The sequence below is a fragment of the Nitrobacter sp. MLSD-S21 genome, from assembly GCF_058809865.1.
Genome location: NZ_JBXASZ010000001.1, coordinates 935,401 through 954,613 on the forward strand (window position 1 = coordinate 935,401; position 19,213 = coordinate 954,613).

The 19,213-nt window shown below is 58.2% G+C and carries 18 protein-coding genes; 10 read left to right on the forward strand and 8 right to left on the reverse strand.

Annotated features, from left to right (window positions below; all coding sequences use genetic code 11):
• Nucleotides 1-39: 39 nt before the first annotated feature.
• The 4 genes from AC1RT6_RS04715 to metG are packed head-to-tail and all read left to right on the forward strand — an operon-like array spanning nucleotide 40 to nucleotide 5,075.
• Nucleotides 40-1,281 carry a D-alanyl-D-alanine carboxypeptidase family protein gene (locus AC1RT6_RS04715; protein ID WP_079446414.1) on the forward strand — a complete coding sequence of 414 codons (1,242 nt, stop codon included), beginning with the start codon at nucleotides 40-42 and terminating at the stop codon, nucleotides 1,279-1,281.
• Nucleotides 1,281-1,955 (forward strand): dTMP kinase, encoded by a 675-nt coding sequence (gene tmk / locus AC1RT6_RS04720; RefSeq protein ID WP_079446413.1) that lies wholly within the window; start codon nucleotides 1,281-1,283, stop codon nucleotides 1,953-1,955. The genes AC1RT6_RS04715 and tmk overlap by 1 nt, the downstream gene beginning before the upstream one ends.
• Nucleotides 1,952-2,992: a DNA polymerase III subunit delta' gene (locus AC1RT6_RS04725; protein WP_079446412.1), complete on the forward strand. Its 1,041-nt coding sequence runs from the start codon at nucleotides 1,952-1,954 to the stop codon at nucleotides 2,990-2,992. Before tmk ends, AC1RT6_RS04725 begins: the two co-directional genes overlap by 4 nt.
• 52 nt (nucleotides 2,993-3,044) lie before the next feature.
• The gene (gene metG / locus AC1RT6_RS04730; RefSeq protein ID WP_079446411.1) at nucleotides 3,045-5,075 is read left to right on the forward strand and encodes a methionine--tRNA ligase; all 2,031 of its coding nucleotides are present in this window, start codon (nucleotides 3,045-3,047) and stop codon (nucleotides 5,073-5,075) included.
• Nucleotides 5,076-5,312: 237 nt separating this feature from the next.
• Here the strand turns inward: metG and AC1RT6_RS04735 are convergent, their stop codons facing one another.
• Nucleotides 5,313-5,636 carry a hypothetical protein gene (locus AC1RT6_RS04735; RefSeq protein ID WP_139372856.1) on the reverse strand — a complete coding sequence of 108 codons (324 nt, stop codon included), beginning with the start codon at nucleotides 5,634-5,636 and terminating at the stop codon, nucleotides 5,313-5,315.
• A 462-nt stretch (nucleotides 5,637-6,098) separates the two neighbouring features.
• Between AC1RT6_RS04735 and AC1RT6_RS04740 the strand changes: the two genes are divergently transcribed.
• The 4 genes from AC1RT6_RS04740 (at nucleotide 6,099) to AC1RT6_RS04755 (ending at nucleotide 10,445) form a co-directional block, all read left to right on the forward strand.
• Nucleotides 6,099-7,538, forward strand: a complete 1,440-nt coding sequence (locus AC1RT6_RS04740) for a porin (RefSeq protein WP_244553447.1) — start codon at nucleotides 6,099-6,101, stop codon at nucleotides 7,536-7,538.
• 628 nt (nucleotides 7,539-8,166) lie between these two features.
• Nucleotides 8,167-8,439 carry a hypothetical protein gene (locus AC1RT6_RS04745; RefSeq protein WP_079446408.1) on the forward strand — a complete coding sequence of 91 codons (273 nt, stop codon included), beginning with the start codon at nucleotides 8,167-8,169 and terminating at the stop codon, nucleotides 8,437-8,439.
• 414 nt (nucleotides 8,440-8,853) lie between these two features.
• Entirely contained in the window at nucleotides 8,854-9,645 is a 792-nt protein-coding gene (locus AC1RT6_RS04750) for a TatD family hydrolase (protein ID WP_079446407.1), read from the forward strand.
• A complete protein-coding gene (locus AC1RT6_RS04755; protein ID WP_079446406.1) occupies nucleotides 9,642-10,445 on the forward strand; it encodes an MBL fold metallo-hydrolase in 804 nt (267 codons plus the stop codon). Before AC1RT6_RS04750 ends, AC1RT6_RS04755 begins: the two co-directional genes overlap by 4 nt.
• A 49-nt stretch (nucleotides 10,446-10,494) precedes the next feature.
• On the opposite strand, the gene AC1RT6_RS04760 is transcribed toward AC1RT6_RS04755, so the two are convergent.
• A complete protein-coding gene (locus AC1RT6_RS04760; protein WP_472789552.1) occupies nucleotides 10,495-11,136 on the reverse strand; it encodes a cation efflux transmembrane domain-containing protein in 642 nt (213 codons plus the stop codon).
• Nucleotides 11,137-11,572: 436 nt separating this feature from the next.
• Nucleotides 11,573-12,220, reverse strand: coding sequence for a TetR/AcrR family transcriptional regulator (locus AC1RT6_RS04765; RefSeq protein ID WP_079446404.1), 648 nt, complete (start codon nucleotides 12,218-12,220; stop codon nucleotides 11,573-11,575).
• Between the two features lie 392 nt (nucleotides 12,221-12,612).
• On the opposite strand from AC1RT6_RS04765, the gene AC1RT6_RS04770 reads away from it, so the two are divergent.
• Nucleotides 12,613-12,957 carry a carboxymuconolactone decarboxylase family protein gene (locus AC1RT6_RS04770; RefSeq protein WP_079446403.1) on the forward strand — a complete coding sequence of 115 codons (345 nt, stop codon included), beginning with the start codon at nucleotides 12,613-12,615 and terminating at the stop codon, nucleotides 12,955-12,957.
• Between the two features lie 145 nt (nucleotides 12,958-13,102).
• On the opposite strand, the gene queC is transcribed toward AC1RT6_RS04770, so the two are convergent.
• Nucleotides 13,103-13,819, reverse strand: a complete 717-nt coding sequence (gene queC / locus AC1RT6_RS04775; RefSeq protein ID WP_079446402.1) for a 7-cyano-7-deazaguanine synthase QueC — start codon at nucleotides 13,817-13,819, stop codon at nucleotides 13,103-13,105.
• 134 nt (nucleotides 13,820-13,953) lie between these two features.
• Between queC and mazG the strand changes: the two genes are divergently transcribed.
• Nucleotides 13,954-14,802 carry a nucleoside triphosphate pyrophosphohydrolase gene (gene mazG, locus AC1RT6_RS04780; RefSeq protein WP_079446401.1) on the forward strand — a complete coding sequence of 283 codons (849 nt, stop codon included), beginning with the start codon at nucleotides 13,954-13,956 and terminating at the stop codon, nucleotides 14,800-14,802.
• Between the two features lie 72 nt (nucleotides 14,803-14,874).
• Here the strand turns inward: mazG and AC1RT6_RS04785 are convergent, their stop codons facing one another.
• The 4 genes from AC1RT6_RS04785 to AC1RT6_RS04800 all read right to left on the reverse strand — a co-directional run bounded on the left by AC1RT6_RS04785 (nucleotide 14,875) and on the right by AC1RT6_RS04800 (nucleotide 19,202).
• Entirely contained in the window at nucleotides 14,875-16,311 is a 1,437-nt protein-coding gene (locus tag AC1RT6_RS04785) for an NAD-dependent succinate-semialdehyde dehydrogenase (RefSeq protein WP_079446400.1), read from the reverse strand.
• 201 nt (nucleotides 16,312-16,512) lie between these two features.
• Nucleotides 16,513-17,847 (reverse strand): GTPase HflX, encoded by a 1,335-nt coding sequence (gene hflX / locus AC1RT6_RS04790; RefSeq protein WP_087881131.1) that lies wholly within the window; start codon nucleotides 17,845-17,847, stop codon nucleotides 16,513-16,515.
• Nucleotides 17,848-17,915: 68 nt separating this feature from the next.
• Nucleotides 17,916-18,164, reverse strand: a complete 249-nt coding sequence (hfq, locus tag AC1RT6_RS04795) for an RNA chaperone Hfq (protein ID WP_079446421.1) — start codon at nucleotides 18,162-18,164, stop codon at nucleotides 17,916-17,918.
• Between the two features lie 180 nt (nucleotides 18,165-18,344).
• Complete coding sequence (locus AC1RT6_RS04800; protein WP_079446398.1) at nucleotides 18,345-19,202, reverse strand: D-amino-acid transaminase; 858 nt, start codon at nucleotides 19,200-19,202, stop codon at nucleotides 18,345-18,347.
• Between the last annotated feature and the right edge of the window lie 11 nt (nucleotides 19,203-19,213).

The following is a 19,213-nucleotide window of genomic DNA, read 5'->3' on the forward strand; positions in this document are numbered from 1 at the left end:
CATCCCAACTGATAAAAGGATCTACTTCGGAATCGCACCATGACAACCAGATCTTCCACGCCCGACAGACGCGGGGGATTCGCCTGGCGCGGTCTGGTGGCCGCCGCCGTCCTCACGATCGGCCTCGACGGAATCGTGCTGGCTGCCAACAATAGCGTTCAGGGTGCCAAGAAGGAAGAAATCTACGAGACCAGCGCCCCGACCGCAATTTTGATCGAAGCAAAAAGCGGCAGCGTTCTTTTCGAAAAAAACGCAGACGAACTACGTGCACCGTCCAGCATGATGAAGCTGATGACGGTTGAAGTCGTGTTCAACGCCATCACGAAAGGCGAGATCAAGCTCACAGACGAGTACGTCATCAGCGAAAACACCTGGCGCAAGGGCGGGGCGCCTTCCGGCGGATCGACCATGTTCGCCGCGATCAACAGCCGCGTCGCAGTCGACGATCTTCTGCACGGGGCAATCATCCAGAGCGGCAATGACTCCTGCATGGCGCTTGCGGAGGGTATCGCCGGCAGCGAAAGCGCCTTCACAGAAAAGATGATGGCCCGAGCGCGGGAATTGGGCATGACCCGCTCCACCTTCGCGAATTCCAACGGTCTTCCACATCCCGACAACAAGATGACCGTTCGAGAGCTTGCGGCACTCGCGCGCCACATCATTTTGACCTACCCGGATTTTTACAAGCTGTTCGGCGAACGTGAATTCACCTGGAACAAAATTCGTCAGTTGAACCGCAACGCGCTTCTGACTGCGATGGACGGAGCCGACGGGCTCAAGACCGGCTACACCAAGGAGGGTGGATACGGCATGGTCGGCTCGGTGGTCCAAAACGGCACCCGGCTGATCGTTGTCGTGAACGGCCTCGAAAGCGCCGACGACCGAGCGGCCGCCGCCAAGAAGCTGCTGGAATGGGGTTTTCGAAATTTCGAAATCCGGACCCTGTTTGCTGCGGACCAGCCGGTCGGCTACGCCAAGGTATTTGGCGGTGATAGCGGCTCCGTTCAGGTCGCCACGTCAGACCCGGTTCAAATCATGGTTCAGAAGAACGGCAGCGACAAACTGCTCGCGCGCATCGTCTATACCGGGCCGGTCCGTGCGCCGGTTGCGCCGGAGCAGCCGATCGGGGTCATCAAGGTATGGCGAGGCAAGGAAGTGGCGGTCGAGATGCCGGTTCATGCCACGAAAGCCGTCGGTGTCGGCTCGACCATGCGCCGCGCGTTGGATGGAGCGATCGAGCTTGTCATTGGGATGGTGCGCTCGGGCGCCGCGAAACTCTAATGGCCGACGCCACGCCCAAAGCCGACCCGCCGCGCGGACGTTTTATTACCTTCGAAGGCGGCGAGGGGTCCGGAAAATCCACGCAGATCAAGATTCTCGTCGAACGTCTTCAGGCGGCCAAGCTGCATGCCATCGTCACGCGAGAGCCCGGAGGATCGCCGGGCGCCGAAATCATTCGACACCTCGTCCTGTCGGGCGTGGGCAAACTGCTCGGCGCTGACGCTGAAACCCTGCTGTTTGCGGCGGCGCGCGATGACCATGTTCGCACCGTCATCAGGCCTGCGCTGGAGCAGGGCATATGGGTGCTCTGCGATCGGTTTGCCGATTCGACCCGCGCCTATCAGGGTCAGCTGGGACACGTGCTACCCGGCGTGCTGAACGCGATGGAGCGGGTAACCATCGGCGATCTCAAGCCTGACTTGACGGTGATCCTCGATGTCCCCGTTGAGGTAGGTTTGCAGCGCGCAGCCGCTCGCCGTGGCAGCGGCGCGCCGGATCGCTTTGAGGCGGAGGACCTTGCTTTTCACCGGAAACTCCGTGACGCCTATCGCGAGATCGCAGCGAGCGACCCGCAACGCTGCGTGGTGATCGATGCCGACGCCGACGTCAATACCGTCGCCGCGCGAGTGTGGACGGCACTGCGCGACCGCGTGCTAACGGCGGACACCGCATGATAGCGCGCTCAGCCACCGCGGAAATGCCGGTCCCGCATCCGCGCGAAACCACCGTGCTTTTCGGTCACAGCGAGGCGGAGCGGACGTTGCTCAATGCCTATCGCGGGGGCCGTATCCCGCACGCCTGGCTGATCGGTGGCGCGCCGGGGATCGGCAAGGCGACGCTCGCCTACCGGATGGCGCGATTTGTGCTGGCGCACGGCGATCCCAGCATGTCCGATGTGCAATCAGCGGAAACGCTCAAACTGGACTCGATGCATCCGGTGGCGCGCCGCATCGCGGCCGATACGCATGGCGGGCTCCTGACGCTGGAACGAACGCCCAACGAAAAGGGCGTTATGCGCACGGTCATCAGCGTCGAGCAGACCCGGGAGACGATCGCTTTCTTCGGCTCGACCGCCACCGGGGATGGGTGGAGGGTGTGCATCGTCGATACTGTCGACGAACTCAACCCCAATGCCGCCAATGCGCTACTCAAGGTGCTCGAAGAACCGCCGCACCGGTCGCTGTTTTTCTTAATAAGCAATGCTCCGGCGCGGGTATTGGCGACGATGCAATCGCGCTGTCGCAAGCTGATGCTGCGCCCGTTGGCAGCAGACGATGTGATCCGCGCGGCCGCGGAAGCAGCGCAGATCGCGCCCGACGATACGTCCTTGCAGGAAATCGCCTACGCGACCGAAGGAAGCGTCGCGCGGGCGCTGGCGCTCCTGGGAGGCGGCGCGCTGAAGCTCCATCAACGGACGACGGCGTTGTTGAACAGCCTTCCGCAAATCGACCCGGGCGAACTCCATGCGCTCGGCGACGCCATCAGCGGCAGCGATCGCGCCTCGCTTGGCGCTTTCGTCGACAGCGTGGACCGCTGGATTGGCGAGCGACTCCACACCAGCGATGCGAACGCCGATCTTCCTCGTCTTGCACGGCTCGCGGAGGTATGGGAAAAGATCAACAACGCCGCGCGCGAGACAGAGACCTATAATCTCGAGCGAAAACCCCTGGTTTTTTCGGTGTTCGGGCTTCTCGCAGAAGCTACCCGATAAGCACTCGGCTCCTGACCGTTCTTTTTCCTGCCTGACCGATAAGGATTTTGTTGTGGCTCCCGCTAAGAAGAAACTGGCCAAGAAAGCCCGCGTGAAGGCGCACAAGTCGCGTCCCGCCGCCACTGGCCGTAACCCGACGAAGGCGCGCAGCAAGAAGGCGACTCGAAAGACCACCAAACGCAAGAAGACGAGCGCGAAGGCGACAACGAAAGCGCGCGCGCCGAAGACGGCTAAAAAGGCGGTAAAGAAGAAGACAGTCAAGAAAACGATCAGGAAGACCGCCCGGAAAACCGCAAGGAAAGCGGTTAAAAAGCAGCCGGCGACAAGAACCCCGAAAAAGGTCGCGACCAAGAAGACAGCGTCAAAAAAGGCGACGCCGAAGAAAGCCGCACCGAAGAAAGCGACGCCAGAAAAGGCCGCGCCGAAGCGATCCGTCACCACGCGTCCGGTGAAAAAGACAACGCCGCGATCGCCGAGCAAGGTTGGCGCCAAGGTCGATACGACCGCTGCATCGCTCCCCTGCAGCACGGCATCATCGCACACCAAAACGTTCTATATCACCACGGCGATCGTTTATCCGAACGGCGCGCCGCACATCGGCCACGCATACGAGGCCATTGCCACCGATGCGCTCGCGCGTTTCCAAAGGTTGGATGGTAAGGATGTGTTCTTCCTCACCGGGACCGACGAGCACGGCCAGAAAATGGTGCAGACCGCGCAGCGGGAAAACATATCGGCCCTTGAACTCGCCACGCGAAACGCCGAACTGCTTCGTAAATTGGATGAGACGCTGAACATTTCGTTCGATCGGTTCATTCGCACTTCAGAACCCGCGCACCATAGCTCGGTCCAGGAAATCTGGAGGCGCATGGCAGCGAATGGCGATATCTACCTGTCGAGCTACGCCGGCTGGTATTCGGTACGCGACGAAGCCTATTACGCGGAGGACGAGACGCTCGTCGGCGACGACAATGTGCGGCGCGGACCGCAGGGTACGCCGGTCGAGTGGGTGGAGGAAAAAAGCTATTTCTTCAAGCTGTCGGCCTATCAGGACAGGCTGCTTGCGCTGTACGAAAGCCAGCCTGACTTCATAGGTCCGGATTCTCGCCGCAACGAAGTGGTCAGCTTCGTGAAAGGCGGCCTGAAGGATTTGTCGATCTCGCGCACCAACTTCGACTGGGGCATCAAGGTGCCCGACGATCCCGAGCATGTCATGTACGTCTGGGTCGATGCGCTGACCAATTACATCACAGGCGTCGGTTTTCCAGACGAGAACGACCGCAACTGGCACTATTGGCCGGCCGACGTGCACATTATCGGCAAGGACATCATCCGCTTTCACGCCGTCTACTGGCCTGCTTTTCTGATGTCTGCGGGCATTCCCTTGCAGAAGCGGGTCTATGCTCATGGCTTCCTATTCAACCGCGGTGAGAAGATGTCGAAGTCGGTCGGCAATGTCGTCGATCCATTCAGTCTCGCCGCGCAATACGGCGTCGATCAGGTGCGCTATTTCTTCCTGCGCGAGGTGCCGTTCGGGCAGGACGGCAGTTACAATCACGAGGCGATCGTGGCGCGCATCAATGCCGACCTCGCCAATGACTTCGGCAACCTCGCGCAGCGCTCGCTGTCGATGATCGCCAAGCAGCACGGCGGCGTTCTGCCGGAGCCCGGAGACTTCAGCGACGCCGATAAGGCGATCCTCGCGCAGGCGGACGGCATGATCGCAATCACGCGCGAGGCGATGAATACGCAGCAGATTCACCAGGCGCTTAATGCAATCTGGACCGTCGTCGCCGAAGCCAACCGCTATTTTGCGGGCGAGGCGCCCTGGGTCTTGGCCAAAACCGATCCGGCGCGGCAAAGGACGGTGTTGTATGTCACCGCCGAGGTGGTGCGCCAGATCGCGATTCTGGCCCAGCCTGCGATGCCTGTCGCCTGCGCAAAGTTGCTCGATATATTAGGTATCCCGCAAGGCGAACGAAGTTTCGCGATGCTTGGTGGTCAAATCCGGATCAAACCGGGCACGGCTTTACCTGCACCGGTGCCGGTGTTTCCGCGCTATGTCGAACCGTCCGCAGCCTGAACGGTTTACGCTTATGCTGGTCGACAGTCAGCATGATGGCTATTGCACCCGAAGCCTGGACTTGTGGGTGCAATGAGACGGTTGCTAGTCAGGATGTCGCGTGATGGCGAATCACACCGTTTCATCCTTCGACATGAAGTGTGCGTACCGATGGACTAACGCTTCCGGCCTGATTTCTGATCATCTTAGCTCTTTGCGGCTACGATGAACCAGAAATCCTCGCTTCGGAGGGGCCCCTCAATCTATCCAGGGTAACCGGTCGTTATAAGTCGTAGCCGCCAAAGGGCGCGAACAAAAGGTGCCGCTACAGGCGTAGCTGTTCCGAATGCCGTCATCATAGGCCATGGTTGGGTTGCGATAAGCGGAACAGCCCCACCTGTCGCAGCGATAACCATAGGCCCCGGTGCGCCAGCCGACCCCACGCACTTCGATGGTGTTTTTAGAACTCATCGATTTCAACGTCGCCGATTGTGTGGGCATCGGCCCGGCCTGGGCGCTCATGCCAAACATAGCGATGGTTGCAGCAAAAACAGCGGTGCGAAGAGAACTCGAAGACTTCATCCTCAATCTCCCGTGCATGTGGCGGCGCATTGGCGCGGCCGGCGCCGGCTAATGAGGGCCGACGGTTCCAGGCCATGCTGATCCTGAAAATAAATCTGTACTATGTGCCATTTTGTCGCAAAACCGTCATCTTAGGCTCCCGTTACAAAACTGTCATTTTAGGTTCACATTGGTCAGCCTTATCCGATTATTGCCGCCGCAGATTTGGCTCGCCTACCGAAAACCCTCTAATCGGATGGACCAGCCGGCACTCTCTCCAGATTGATTTGGTGACGTCCTGCAACTATCCCGATGCGAAAGTGTGGGATTGGAGTGACACATTCGCCTTCTTTCTGATCCCTCGCTCTGAGGGTTTGCCATGTAACAAGGGTGTCACATGCGACTGGAATAAAGCCCGCGTTTCAGCGAGTTCCAAAGAAAGGGAGCTCGAAATGGGGGGCAGAATTGATAACGATAAAGGGATTGAGCGCAGCAATATGCAGCGTTGGCTTAACGCTCGGAGCTTCCATTTTTGCCCCGGCCGACGCCCAACAATTGGACCTGTACGTCGATACGGTTACCAAGCAGGTTTATACGGCGCCCGGTAAAAACCGGGTGAAAATGGGTACCTTTCAGCAGGTGCAGAAAGAACCAGGCCAGCAAACAAAGAAGAAGAATTCAGGTCAGCCGGCACCAAAAGATTCAAGTCAGCAGGCACAGAGAGAACCGGGGCCAAGCTTCGTCCACGAACCGCTGCCTGTAAAAGCCAAGGACGAACACTGGTACGACAGAATTCACATGCGAGGCTATACGCAAATCCGCACCGGTAGCACCGTGAGTGGAGACAATAAAGAAGTCGTCTACTGGCCTGATAAATCGGTCGGCGATAACACGAATTTCTTGATCAGGCGGGCACGTCTGATTTTCTACGGTGATGTGACCGATAATCTCTATCTGTATTTCCAGCCTGATTTTGCCAGTACGCCGTCTGGATCCACCACAGGCAATTTCGGGCAGTTAAGGGATGCCTACGCCGATATCTCCTTCGATGACAAAAAGGAATTCCGTGTCAGGCTCGGGCAATCAAAAATCCCTTTCAGTTTTGAGAACATGCAATCCAGCCAAAATCGTCTTACACTTGATCGTGCTGACGGTATCAACACGTGCTGTCGGGATGAGCGTGACATCGGCGCATTCTTCTATTGGGCCCCAGCTGAAATACGCGAGCGGTTCAGAGACCTGGTGGCGAACAATCTGAAGGGATCGGGCGACTACGGCGTGTTCGCCTTCGGCGTCTACAATGGACAGGGCGCCAACCGCGTCGAGTTAAATAACGACATGCATATGGTGGCCCGCGTCACCTACCCCTATCAATTCAGCAACGGTCAAATTTTTGAAGCAGGCGTAGAGGGTTTGCACGGGCGCTTCGTTACATCGAACGGCCCTATAAGCATCGTTACACCGAACGGCCCTGTAAACATTACTCCGGTCATGGTCGCGCCCGCGCAAGGATTTGTCGATGAGCGTGTCGCGGTGCATGCTGTCCTTTATCCGCAGCCCTTCGGGTTGCAGGCAGAATGGAATTGGGGACGGGGACCTCAGTTAAACGCCGCTCAGAGGTTGATTACGGACTCCTCGCTCAACGGTGGCTATGTCCAGGCCACATACAAATACGATGCTGGAGCTTGGGGAATCATGTTCCCGTTCGTCAAATGGCAATACTACGAGGGCGGTCAGAAATTCGAGCGCAACGCCCCGAGAAACCTCGTCAATGATTTGGAGTTTGGCGTTGAATGGCAAGTCACCAAAGCAATTGAGCTCACAGCTGAGTATCACATGATGAATCGTACCGACGTTCTGAATGCCCCTTACAACCAATTCAGGGCCGATGTCGTGAGAGTCCAGGTCCAGTGGAATTACTGATACTCTCAAAGCTTCTCATCTCGTTCGTCCGCTCGGCCGCGATCTGCCGCCGAGCGGATCAGCGTTTGCCGGACGAACGGACCTGAAGACTGCGACCCGCCGGCAGAGTCCACTGGCGGGTTCCGCATGGAGGAAGGCTCGGGAGCCCGTCGGGTCAGGCCGGAAAGACGGTTGTAGAAAGACTAATCCATTCCTGCGTGAAATCTGGCCGTCAGGAATCATAAGCAGGTCACTGCTTGGACGCTAGGGCCTCCAACTCCTTTATGCCAGCCGCTCCTAACTTGCCCGGCGCAATTGCAGCGCCGGGCTTTTTCTTTTGGGGCGAGACCGTGAGGCGATAGGCGACGAAAACTTCGGCATCACTGAATGACTCTAGCAGCTCACTACAGATCGGGCAGCGGAAATCCCAGCCTTGATTGGGCAACGATACCAGCTCTAGTCGTCCGAAGGCGGCTCCGCACTTGGTGCAAAAGACATCGGCTTGTCTCAAGGTACCCCTTTGTATGCCCGTCATGAATCAGAGGTAAACTGTCCCTATACTAGCGGGAAATCTTTGGCGTTATCCCGCTCGCCAAACGCCGGCCCGCACTTAATGTCCCGCGGGGCTTCACGCATCTAGGGTGATGAAATGAACCGGTTGCAAATGTTCGTTGAGCATAGTGTGACTGGCGGCTACAGGTCGAAACGCGCTGCATATGCGTTTGACCCCGAGAACCTGCCGCCGCCTGGCGAAAATCTGGAGTGGAAAGCGGTGTCCTCGTTTAACGCCGCTGACGAGATAATGCGGGACTCCGGTTTAAAAGACATCTTCATACTCGCGGTCGATAAGGGTTGCGCCATCGTAGAGGAAAGGGTCGAGCTCGCGCTTAACTTCGAGAATAGTCGTCAGCGGTGCAGATGACCAAAGGCATCCAGCCATTCTGACCTCTGTTCCGTCCACTCACGGCGCCGGGTCATAACCGAGTGGACGGCCTCGATCACGGGCCTCTTGGCCGGGTATGAACCAAAGTCCAAAGCCGAACGGCTGATCGAGGAGGGGCTGTTCCTTCTCCAGCACAAAAGGGCCGCACGCGACGTCGCCCGTTACCGGGCTCGCCTTTGGTAACGCTATCTACAGAATGAAATGACGATCTCGGCAGGATTCGAACCTGCAATCCGCGGAGTAGAAATCCGTTTCTCGCGCGGAATAAACGATGCAGCCCTTGACCTCGCGGCCTGTTGAAGGCACCTGTTGGCTGACTGGCGTTGTAGCCCCGTTTGTAGCCCGGCCAGAATCCCAACTGTCTCATGCCGTCTCCCGAGGGATCTGCCTGAAATGCTTGTCGACAGTCACTGCCATCTCGATTTTCCCGATTTCGCCGATGATCTCGACGGAATTGTTTCGCGCGCGGAAGCGGCGGGAGTTCGCCGCATGGTGACGATTTCGACGCGGGTGAGGGAGCAAGCGAAGCTGATCGCAATCGCGGAGCGGTTTCCGAATGTCTATTGCTCGGTCGGCACCCATCCGCATCATGCCGACGAAGAGGACGGCATTTCTATCGACGAACTCATCGCGCTAACACAACATCCAAAGGTCGTCGCGCTGGGGGAGGCGGGACTTGACTATTTCTACGAGCACGGCTCGCATGAGGCGCAGGCACGGGGATTCCGCACTCACATCGCCGCCGCGCGCGCGACCGGATTACCTCTGGTGATCCACACCCGCGAGGCGGACGAAAATTGCGGTCACATCCTCGAGGAGGAAATGACGAAGGGTGCGTTTCGAGCGGTGCTGCATTGTTACACTGGTGGCCGAGAGCTCGCAATGAAGGCGGTCGCGCTTGGATTGTATATCGGCTTCACTGGAATTTTGACCTTCAAGAAATCCGATGCGTTGCGAGCGCTCGCTGCGGAGTTGCCGGACGAGCGCATTCTCGTCGAGACTGATGCACCGTATCTTGCGCCTGGCAAGTTTCGCGGCAAACGCAACGAACCTTCTTATGTTGTGGAGACTGCGAAAGTTCTGGCAGAGGCGCGCGGCGTTTCGCTCGACAAAATTTCGCGACAGACCACCGAGAATTTTTTTCGGTTATTCTCCAAGGTGCCACACCCGGACGCAGCCGCATGACGCTGACGCTGACCATTCTCGGCTGCGGTTCGTCCGCCGGCGTGCCGCGTCCGGCATTGGGCTGGGGTGCCTGCGATCCCGCCAATCCGAAGAACCGTCGTCGCCGCTGTTCGCTGATGATGGAGCGCGCATCGAAGCAGGGGACAACGCGCGTCCTGATCGACACCTCGCCCGACCTGCGCGAGCAATTGATCGATGCCAATGTCGATCATATCGATGCGGTGTTTCTGACGCACGAACACGCCGACCAGACTCACGGAATCGATGACCTGCGCTCCGTCGTACTGCATCAGCGCCGCCGGATTCCGGTCTATCTTAATCAATCGACGTCCAAGGATATCCTGTCACGTTTTTCATACTGCTTCGTATCGCCCGAAGGCAGCGGCTATCCGCCGATCCTGGACAGCCATTCCATCGAGGCGGGCGAAAGCCAAACGATTGACGGCAAGGGTGGCGCGCTCACTCTATCGGCCTTTCTTGTGCAGCATGGCAATATCCCGGCGCTGGGCTATCGGATCGGCAACGCTGCCTATACGCCTGACGTGCATGATATTCCGCATGAAAGTTGGCAGGCGCTGGAAAACCTCAATCTGTGGATTATCGACGGCCTGCGCTACGCGCAGCATCCCAGTCATTTCAGCGTCGCGGATGCGTTGTCGTGGATCGACCGCTTCAAGCCCAGGCGTGCCGTGATCACCAACATGCACTCTGATCTGGATTATGAAGTCCTGCGGCGCGAGCTTCCAGAAAATGTCGCACCGGCCTACGACGGGATGCAGCTAGCGATCGATCCGGCCTGATGGATCGATCGGCTGAGATCTGGGACGCCAACCAATTCTGCTGAGGTGTCTACTCGGCTGCGGCCGTGCGGCCGATGCGCAATTCGGCCGCCGCCTGCCGGATCACAACTGCCGCGCCCTGCAACGCCAGCCCGGCCATGATCGAGGCCACGACAACGTCAGGCCAGCCAGCACCCGTTCCGAACACACCCAAGGCGGCCAGTAGCACGGCCAGATTTCCCACCACGTCATTTCGGGTACAAATCCAGGCTGAGCGCATATTGGCGTCACCAGCCTTGTAAGCCCACAGAAGCCCGAACGACGCCGTATTAGCTGCAAGCGCCGCGAAGCCGACCGTACCCATCGTGAACGCGCTGGGCAGCGTTCCGTGGGTCGCGTGCCAGATAACCGTTCCGACAACCCACAGCCCGAATACGCCCATGGTGACGCCCTTGGCGAGCGCAGCCGTGGCCCGATAGCGAAGTGCCATGCCGACCACGAATAAGCTTACGCCGTAGTTTGCGGCGTCGCCTAGGAAGTCCAGCGCGTCGGCCTGAAGCGATGCCGAGCCAGCCGCAAGGCCTGCCGCGACCTCGACAACAAACATGGCCGCATTGATGATGAGCACAGCCCACAGCACGCGCCTATGGGCAGCATTCTGCTTTGGCGTGCTATTCAAATTCAGCGGCGGCGCGCAACATTTATCAGCCATCTATTTGTTTTCCTTGCGCCTTCACCACGGCCATGAACGCCTTTTGTCAAGCTAAGTATCGCCCAGGAATATTCCATAATATACCTTATGCGAATTATACGACGGGCGACACACGCCTGCGTTTGCGTTTGCGTTTGATTTGTCACTGATGCTTGGGCTGATCTGGTCATTGGGTCTCCCCCTGCTTTTCCTCGACTAAATCCGTCGTGGCTCCCGTTTACGCAGACGCCCACCTGTTCCGCCGGCACCGCGCCATGTCGTATCGGTGCAGCGACATGCCGCAGGCCAATCAGGCTTGCGACTCCAAACCCTACGTCAGACCCAGACCTTGGCCGCACGTGGGTTCGCGCCAAACTTAAGCCGATGCCGAACCAGGTCATGGCTTATGGTTCAGCCGCCACTCAAACTCGCATCAAATCCGCAATCTGGTTGCAGTTTAATGAGTCGGTGAACTGTCACGGATCAGCGAAATCGCCATCAAGCGCGCTCGTTGAATCGCACCCGACTTAGGCCTAAACGCCGCAGTGACCAAACTGCCATCATAGAGGATGGAAAGTTGTTCAGCAATTTCCTTTGCTGGTTTGATCCCCGCGGAGGTAAGCATCCGTACGAACGCATCGCGCACGGCGACTTTGTGAATCCGAACCCAGCGAGGCGCGGGCAAATTTCGACCATGCTGCTCAATTGCGGCAACAACAAATGCGCAACCTCGGAAGGTCGATTTCGACGCGGCTTCCAACAGCAAGTCAAATACATCGCTGATTTTTGATTCTAACGACGTAGCCTGGATTTCTATGCTCCGCAGCCGTTCGAGAGAGGCTTTATGACGCGATTCAAGGCAAGCCTCTACGAGATCGTCTTTGCTTGGAAAGGCTGAATAGAATGAGGCTTTTGCGACACCAGCCTGATCAATCAGCTTATTGATTCCTGTTTCGTGAATTCCTTCGCTAAAGAAAAGATCGTTAGCCGTCGCGAGAACGCGCTCTCTAACACCAAGGGTTCGACGCTTTGATCTGTCGAAATGCGATCTGCCGCGGATCGCGCGAGGTGAGATTTCTGCTTTCTTACTATATCTTGTTCCCATCCGTTTATTATCGCTCCGTAATTAAGACGCCAAAGGCGAGACCTCCGCTCAAACGCCGGCGAGACTCGTCAATCGTCGTCGGACAATCGCGCGCTATGATCTATACCCGACAGATCAACGGTGACGCATACATTGCAAATCATTACTGCGCCCCGGCCAATAACTACCCCTCTTCTGTGCACCAGGCGTCCACCACCTTGTAGCCACTGAATCACGCGCAGAAACGCGGTTGACAGTAGCCGATGATTCGTTAGCATGAACAGACTTGTCTGTCTAACTTTGAAGACATTCGCACCTTGAGGAAACGAGGAGTGTGAGGAGAACCAACCTTTAAGGAGGTCTCCGTTGCCCTCGGAGAGCAGCATCAAACACTAACGAACGGGAGATAGCGTATGCTTGATTGGGCTAATGTCAGGAGCAAGTTGTCGTCACGTGTCGGTGAACTACGCAAACTTTCGCCTGACACCGTGGATGCCTATCGAATGGCCGGTGGCGCAGGTGCCAAGACCGGACATCTTGATGAAAAAACGCGCGAGCTCATTTCGCTTGCTGTCGCGGTAACGACGCGCTGTGACGGCTGCATCGCCGTTCACTCTGCGAAGGCGGTAAAAGAAGGCGCAACGCGCGAGGAGATCGCCGAGGCGCTCGGTGTTGCTGTCGCAATGAACACCGGAGCCGCTGTCGTCTTTTCCGCAAGAGTTCTCGACGCATTGGATTCGGTCGAAGGCGCGCGATAAGTCGCGCTCTCCATTGGTTTCGCGCCGTGCGCGAATGCAACTCTTCCGGCTCGGAGCTGATCGAAAGCAACTTCGAGTCGGTTTGGCGGGTGGGTCGGCCGCCGTTCTCATGCCGACCGTTTCAGTTCGGCATCGCCGGCTGTAGTTAAACGGAGCGCGCCACGTATTCGCGCCAACCTTTCGCGCGCAACCCGCATGCCGGGCAATCGCCACAGCCATAGCCCCACTCATGCCGCGCGCCGCGCTCACCAAGATAACAGGTATGTGAGTGTTCGCGAATCAGATCGACCAACCCGGCTCCGCCGAGTTCATGCGCAAGCGACCAGGTTGCGGCCTTGTCGAGCCGCATCAGCGGCGTATGCAGTTCGAACTGTCTGGCCATTCCAAGATTGAGAGCGATCCGCAAGGCTCTGATGGTTTCATCTCGACAATCGGGATAGCCGGAATAATCGGTCTCGCACATACCGCCGACGATATCCGTCACGCCGCGCCTGTAGGCCAATGCGGCGGCGAAGGTCAGGAACACCAGATTGCGGCCCGGCACGAATGTGTTGGGCAATCCACCCTCGCCCATTTCGATCGCGACGTTCCGGGTCAACGCCGTATCGGAGATCTCCGCCAGCGTCGGGATGGCAAGCGTATGACTCTCGCCGAGTTTATCCGCCCAATCCGGGCGCAGCGATTTCAGCCCCGCGAGCAGCTTGTCGCGACAGTCAAGTTCGATGGCATGGCGCTGGCCGTAGTCGAACCCCAGCGTTTCGACGCGCGCGAAACGTTGAAGCGCCCAGGCAAGGCACGTGGCGGAGTCCTGTCCACCGGAAAACAGAACCAGTGCGGTTCGAGAGGCTGGTTCGTCGATCATGGCGATGCCAATAGCATCCCTCGGTACCCCACGCCAATCGGCGGAGATTGCTTGGCCGGCTGCCTGCTTTTTGCTGGGATAAGGGTGCGGCTTCCGGCATAGAGAACGCGAAAGTCCTTCGAACCGGTGAACCGATGACCCCTTCCCGCGATATCTCACGCCTGATCGAAATCATGGAGCAATTGAGAACGCCCGGCACCGGCTGCCCGTGGGATCTTGAGCAGACGTTTGCGAGCATTGCGCCCTACACGGTCGAAGAATCCTACGAGGTCGCGGACGCGATCGCGCGCAACGATCTGATCGATCTCTGCGACGAGCTTGGTGACCTGCTGTTGCAAGTTGTCTTTCATGCGCGCATGGCCGAAGAGCAGGACGCCTTTTCATTCGGGGATGTGGTCGAAGCGATTACGCGCAAAATGATCCGACGACACCCGCATGTATTTCCCGACGGCTCAGGATACATTGCGTCATCGGACGTGAAAGGAACCTGGGAACGCATCAAGGCGGAGGAAAAAGCCGAACGTGCTGCACGTAAGCCGATGAAGGAAGCGCCGGCCTCAAGCCTGCTCACGGGCATCAAGGCCGGACAGCCTGCGTTGGCGCGCGCAATAGCCCTGCAGCAAAAGGCCTCGACCGTTGGGTTCGACTGGAACGATCCCCGTGCCGTGCTCGACAAGATCCGCGAGGAAGCGGACGAGATCGAAGCGGCGTTGGATCATGGCGACAAGTCCGATATCGCGTCTGAGACCGGCGATCTCATGTTCGCGCTGGTCAACCTCGCACGTCATGTCGATGCCGACCCTGAAATGGCGCTGCGTGGAGCCAATGCGAAATTCGAGCGGAGGTTCGCTTACATCGAACAGGCGCTCGTTGCGAGAAATCGTTCTCTTGAGGAAGCGACGCTCAAGGAAATGGACGCGCTTTGGAACGAAGCGAAAGAGCGTGAGAAAGAGGGATCTTTCCGGATTCCTATATCGTCCTGAGACCTTCGCCGCTTGCGTTTTTGCCCGCACCGCCCCACGCCACAGCAGAAGGCATCGGTCGCGGGACTGCCCTTACACACCGGTCTGACTAATGAACTTGGTGATAAGATAGGAGTCCATCGCCTCCGTTCCACCTTCCGAGCCGTAGCCGGAATCCTTGACGCCTCCGAAGGGATTTTCCGGCAGAGCCAGAGCGACATTGTTGATTCCGACCATGCCGCTCTCAATTGCAGCACCAATGGCAGTTGCTGTCCTGGTCGAACTGGTGAACGCATAGGACGCGAGGCCATATGGCAGCCGATTCGCTTCCTCAGCGGCCTCGTCGAAACTCGAGAACGGCGAAATCAGCGCCAGCGGACCGAACGGCTCCTCGTTCATGGCGCGGGCGTCCTTCGGCACATCAGTGATTACGGTCGGTTCGAAAAAATAGCCCTTGTTGCCGACACGATGACCGCCTGCCGCAAGCTTGCCGCCCTTCCCGACCGCATCTTGAACAAGGCCTTCCACTGCAGAAACGCGGCGCGAATTGGCGAGCGGTCCCATGTTTGATTCAGGGTCAAGCCCGTTGCCAACCTTGATCGCCTTGGCAGCTTCCGTGAACCTGCCGACAAAATCCTTATACACCTTGTCCTGCACAAGAAGGCGCGTCGGCGCAGTGCAGACCTGGCCGGCGTTGCGGAATTTGGCGCCCGAGATGATCTTGACCACGCTTGCAATGTCGGCATCGTCGAACACGATGGCCGGCGCGTGACCGCCAAGTTCCATGGTCGCGCGCTTCATATGCAGTCCGGCGAGCGCTGCGAGTTGCTTGCCTACCGCTGTCGAGCCTGTGAAAGATATTTTCCTGATGATCGGATGCGGGATCAGATACTCGGAGATTTCGGCAGGCACGCCGAATACGAGATTGATCACGCCATCGGGCACTCCCGCATCGACGAACGCGCGGAGCAGCTCGGCGGGAGACGCCGGCGCTTCTTCAGGCGCCTTGACGATGATCGAGCAGCCGGCGGAAAGCGCAGCCGACAACTTGCGGCAGACCTGATAGATCGGAAAATTCCATGGTGTGAAAGCCGCCACCGGACCAACCGGTTCCTTGATCGCAATCTGATAGATACCCGGCCCGCGCGCCGGAATGACGCGGCCATACGTCCGTCGAGACTCTTCTGCAAACCATTCGATGACGTCCGCCGCAACCAGCGTCTCGATTCTGGCTTCAGCAAGAATTTTGCCGTGCTCCATGGTCATCAGTGTTGCGATGCTGTCGACCCGCTCCCGCATCAAGGCTGCCGCCTTACGCATGATCTTGGCGCGCTCGAACGGCGCGACCGCTCGCCAGATCTTAAATCCTTTGTCGGCAGCGGCGAGCGCCTCGTCGAGGTCGGCACGGTTGGCATGAGCGACCGTTCCGATCTGCTCTTCGGTAGCGGGGTTGAAAACGGCGATAGTCTTGCCGGAGACGCTGGAGCGCCACCTCCCGTCGATCAGCAGCGATGTGTTCTGATAGCTCAAGGAGATCTCCTGCGGCTTTCGTGAAATTGGTGGAGCATGGAATAGTCCGCAGCTTTGCTGGTCAAGACCGATCCTGCGCGACCCTGCTTTGCGAAAAGGAATCCGGTGACGCAGCTCACAGAGTCGCGATTCAACTGCGTTGAATCAAACTCTGCTTTATTCTCTTTCAACTGAGCGGTTTCCACTTTTCGGGGCTATGCTCTAAAGCGGGCGTGGTACCGCGCCATATTTGTTGACGAGTATGTCTCGTTTTGTCTCATCGACCCTGACGGTCATATCGTAATGGCCGTCGCGCAGTTCCTTGGCGAGCACTTCGGAGTTTCGATGCAGCCAACTGATCGCCGCGCCATTCGAGGCATCGACCGAAAGGTCCAGCGTGGTTCGGGTTGCCGCAAGTTGATCCTCGATCGCCGCGAGCAGCGGCTCGACCCCCTCGCCAGTTTCGGCAGAGACGAGAAAACATGGCACATCCGTCGAGCGCCGTGCAGCTATATTTTCCAGATCTTTGCGCTGATCCGCATCGAAGCGATCGATCTTGTTCCAGACCTCGAGAACGCGCGTCGTCCCTCCGGGATCGATGCCAAGTTGATGCAGCACCGTTTCGACGTCGTGCTGCTGCGCCTCGGTATCCTCGTGCGAAATGTCACGAACATGAAGGAGAATGTCGGCCTCTATCACCTCCTCCAGCGTCGCGCGAAACGCAGCGACGAGCTGAGTTGGCAAATTGGAAATGAATCCAACGGTGTCCGATAGCATTGCCTTTGCACCGTGAGGTAACACAAGCGAGCGCAGCGTGGGATCGAGCGTCGCGAACAGCATGTCCGCTGCCTGAACATCGGCGCGCGTCAATCGATTGAACAGCGTCGATTTGCCGGCATTTGTATACCCGACGAGCGCGACCACGCGATATGGCACGCGTTGCCGCCCGGCGCGATGCAGCCGTCGCGTCGCCTGTACCTTTTTGAGTTCGCTTTCCAGTCGCGTGATGCGATCGCCGATCAGACGACGGTCGGCCTCGATCTGTGTTTCGCCGGGTCCGCCCATGAAGCCGAAGCCACCGCGCTGCCGTTCAAGATGGGTCCAGGAGCGCACCAGACGGCTACGCTGATAGTTGAGATGGGCGAGCTCAACCTGAAGCGCACCCTCTTTTGTCTTGGCGCGGCGCCCGAAGATTTCGAGAATCAAGCCCGTCCGATCCAAAACCTTTGTGCCCCAGGCTTTTTCCAGATTGCGCTGTTGAATGGGTGACAACGCACAATCCATCACCACGAGACTCGCTTCATCGGCGACGATCAAGCCCTTCAACTCTTCGACCTTGCCCTTGCCGAGATATGTGGCAGGCCTGATCTGGCTGACCGGAGCGACTATCGCTTGAACCACATGGAGGTCGATCGCCCTCGCGAGGCCGGCGGCTTCATCCAGCCGCGCGTCGGTATTGCGCAGGGTGCGTCCTGTCCGGGGCGTCTCGGCATCGCCGCCCCGCGCCCGCACATAGGGACCGATGACGATCGCTCGTCCGGTCGGCTTGTTCTGCATCGACCCCGACGGGTCGATGCTCCCCTCTAATTGTCGGGTTTCCAATCAGGAAACTTTCAAATGCATGCTCAAAGCGGAGCGTCCTCGCCACCCTCAAACAACTGAATCGGAGCACCCGGCATGATGGTCGAAATCGCGTGTTTATAGACCAGTTGCGAATGGCCATCGCGTCTAAGGAGCAGACAGAAATTATCGAACCAAGTAACAATTCCCTGTAGTTTGACTCCGTTCACCAGAAAGATCGTCAGGGGCGTTTTCGTCTTGCGAACGTGGTTGAGGAAAGTGTCCTGTAGGTTTTGTGCGCGCTCTATCGCCATTTTTGTTATCCGCAGTTTAGCTTTGTTTTTTGAGCCGGAAACAACCCTCCCGGAGCGTCCCATGGCCGCCGGCTCCCTCTGAGTTCCTCCTCATGGATCCGGCATCCTGGATTAGAGGGCAGAGCATGATGTTACGCAAGCCAGTTCGGGCCATAGGTTCGCCCGGATTTACAAAAACCATCAGGAAAATGCTGAAAAGCGGTGGAATTCTTCCCGAAGCTGCCTTGTGATACCGCCCGGCTGACCATTTCCCACCACCCGACCGTCGATCGCGACGACAGGCATGACGATCTGAGAGGCCGAAGTTACAAAGGCCTCCGCCGCCTCGCGCGCTTCCGCAGGTGTGAACGGGCGTTCTTCCAGCCTGATCTGAAGAGCCCCCATGACTTCCACGAGCACGGCCCGCGTGATGCCTGCGAGAATGCCACGGTCCACTGACCGGGTGACAGCGCGCCCGTCCTTCGTCACGATCCAGGCGTTGCTCGACGCACCTTCGGTAACGAATCCATCGCTGTCGACATACCACGCCTCATAAGCCCCCTTCTCGCGCGCTTCCTGCTTCGCCAGCACATTAGGCAGCAGCGACACCGACTTGATATCCACCCGCGGCCAACGATTTTCCGCCAGCGTGATCACCTTGATGCCGGTAGCGGCGGTTTGCTGCTTTTTTTCGTAATCGAGCGCACGGGCTGTGACGACGACGCTCGGTTTCACAGAGCTTGGCGGAAATGCATGATCACGCCGAGCGACACCACGAGTCACCTGCAGATACACTATCCCGTACGTCACGCGATTCCGCCGCACCACCTCTCGCATAATGATCGCGAGCGCCGTGATCGGCATCGGTTCGTCGATCTGCAACTCGCGCAGCGACCGCTGCAAGCGGACCATGTGCCGGGGAAAATCAACCAGCCTCGCGCCGCGCACTTCGCAGACCTCATAAACGCCGTCGGCAAACTGATAGCCGCGATCCTCGACATTGACGCAAGCATCGCGCAGATCGCAATATCGGCCGTTGACATAAGCAGTTCGCGACATGCGGCGAGTTC

Coding starts and splice junctions, on each gene's coding strand:
- AC1RT6_RS04715 (WP_079446414.1), top strand. CDS start 40: ATGACAACCAGATCTTCCACGCCCGACAGACGCGGGGGATTCGCCTGG.
- tmk (WP_079446413.1), top strand. CDS start 1,281: ATGGCCGACGCCACGCCCAAAGCCGACCCGCCGCGCGGACGTTTTATT.
- AC1RT6_RS04725 (WP_079446412.1), top strand. CDS start 1,952: ATGATAGCGCGCTCAGCCACCGCGGAAATGCCGGTCCCGCATCCGCGC.
- AC1RT6_RS04735 (WP_139372856.1), bottom strand. CDS start 5,636: ATGAAGTCTTCGAGTTCTCTTCGCACCGCTGTTTTTGCTGCAACCATC.
- AC1RT6_RS04745 (WP_079446408.1), top strand. CDS start 8,167: ATGAACCGGTTGCAAATGTTCGTTGAGCATAGTGTGACTGGCGGCTAC.
- AC1RT6_RS04750 (WP_079446407.1), top strand. CDS start 8,854: ATGCTTGTCGACAGTCACTGCCATCTCGATTTTCCCGATTTCGCCGAT.
- AC1RT6_RS04755 (WP_079446406.1), top strand. CDS start 9,642: ATGACGCTGACGCTGACCATTCTCGGCTGCGGTTCGTCCGCCGGCGTG.
- AC1RT6_RS04760 (WP_472789552.1), bottom strand. CDS start 11,136: ATGGCTGATAAATGTTGCGCGCCGCCGCTGAATTTGAATAGCACGCCA.
- AC1RT6_RS04765 (WP_079446404.1), bottom strand. CDS start 12,220: ATGGGAACAAGATATAGTAAGAAAGCAGAAATCTCACCTCGCGCGATC.
- AC1RT6_RS04770 (WP_079446403.1), top strand. CDS start 12,613: ATGCTTGATTGGGCTAATGTCAGGAGCAAGTTGTCGTCACGTGTCGGT.
- queC (WP_079446402.1), bottom strand. CDS start 13,819: ATGATCGACGAACCAGCCTCTCGAACCGCACTGGTTCTGTTTTCCGGT.
- mazG (WP_079446401.1), top strand. CDS start 13,954: ATGACCCCTTCCCGCGATATCTCACGCCTGATCGAAATCATGGAGCAA.
- hflX (WP_087881131.1), bottom strand. CDS start 17,847: ATGCAGAACAAGCCGACCGGACGAGCGATCGTCATCGGTCCCTATGTG.
- hfq (WP_079446421.1), bottom strand. CDS start 18,164: ATGGCGATAGAGCGCGCACAAAACCTACAGGACACTTTCCTCAACCAC.
- AC1RT6_RS04800 (WP_079446398.1), bottom strand. CDS start 19,202: ATGTCGCGAACTGCTTATGTCAACGGCCGATATTGCGATCTGCGCGAT.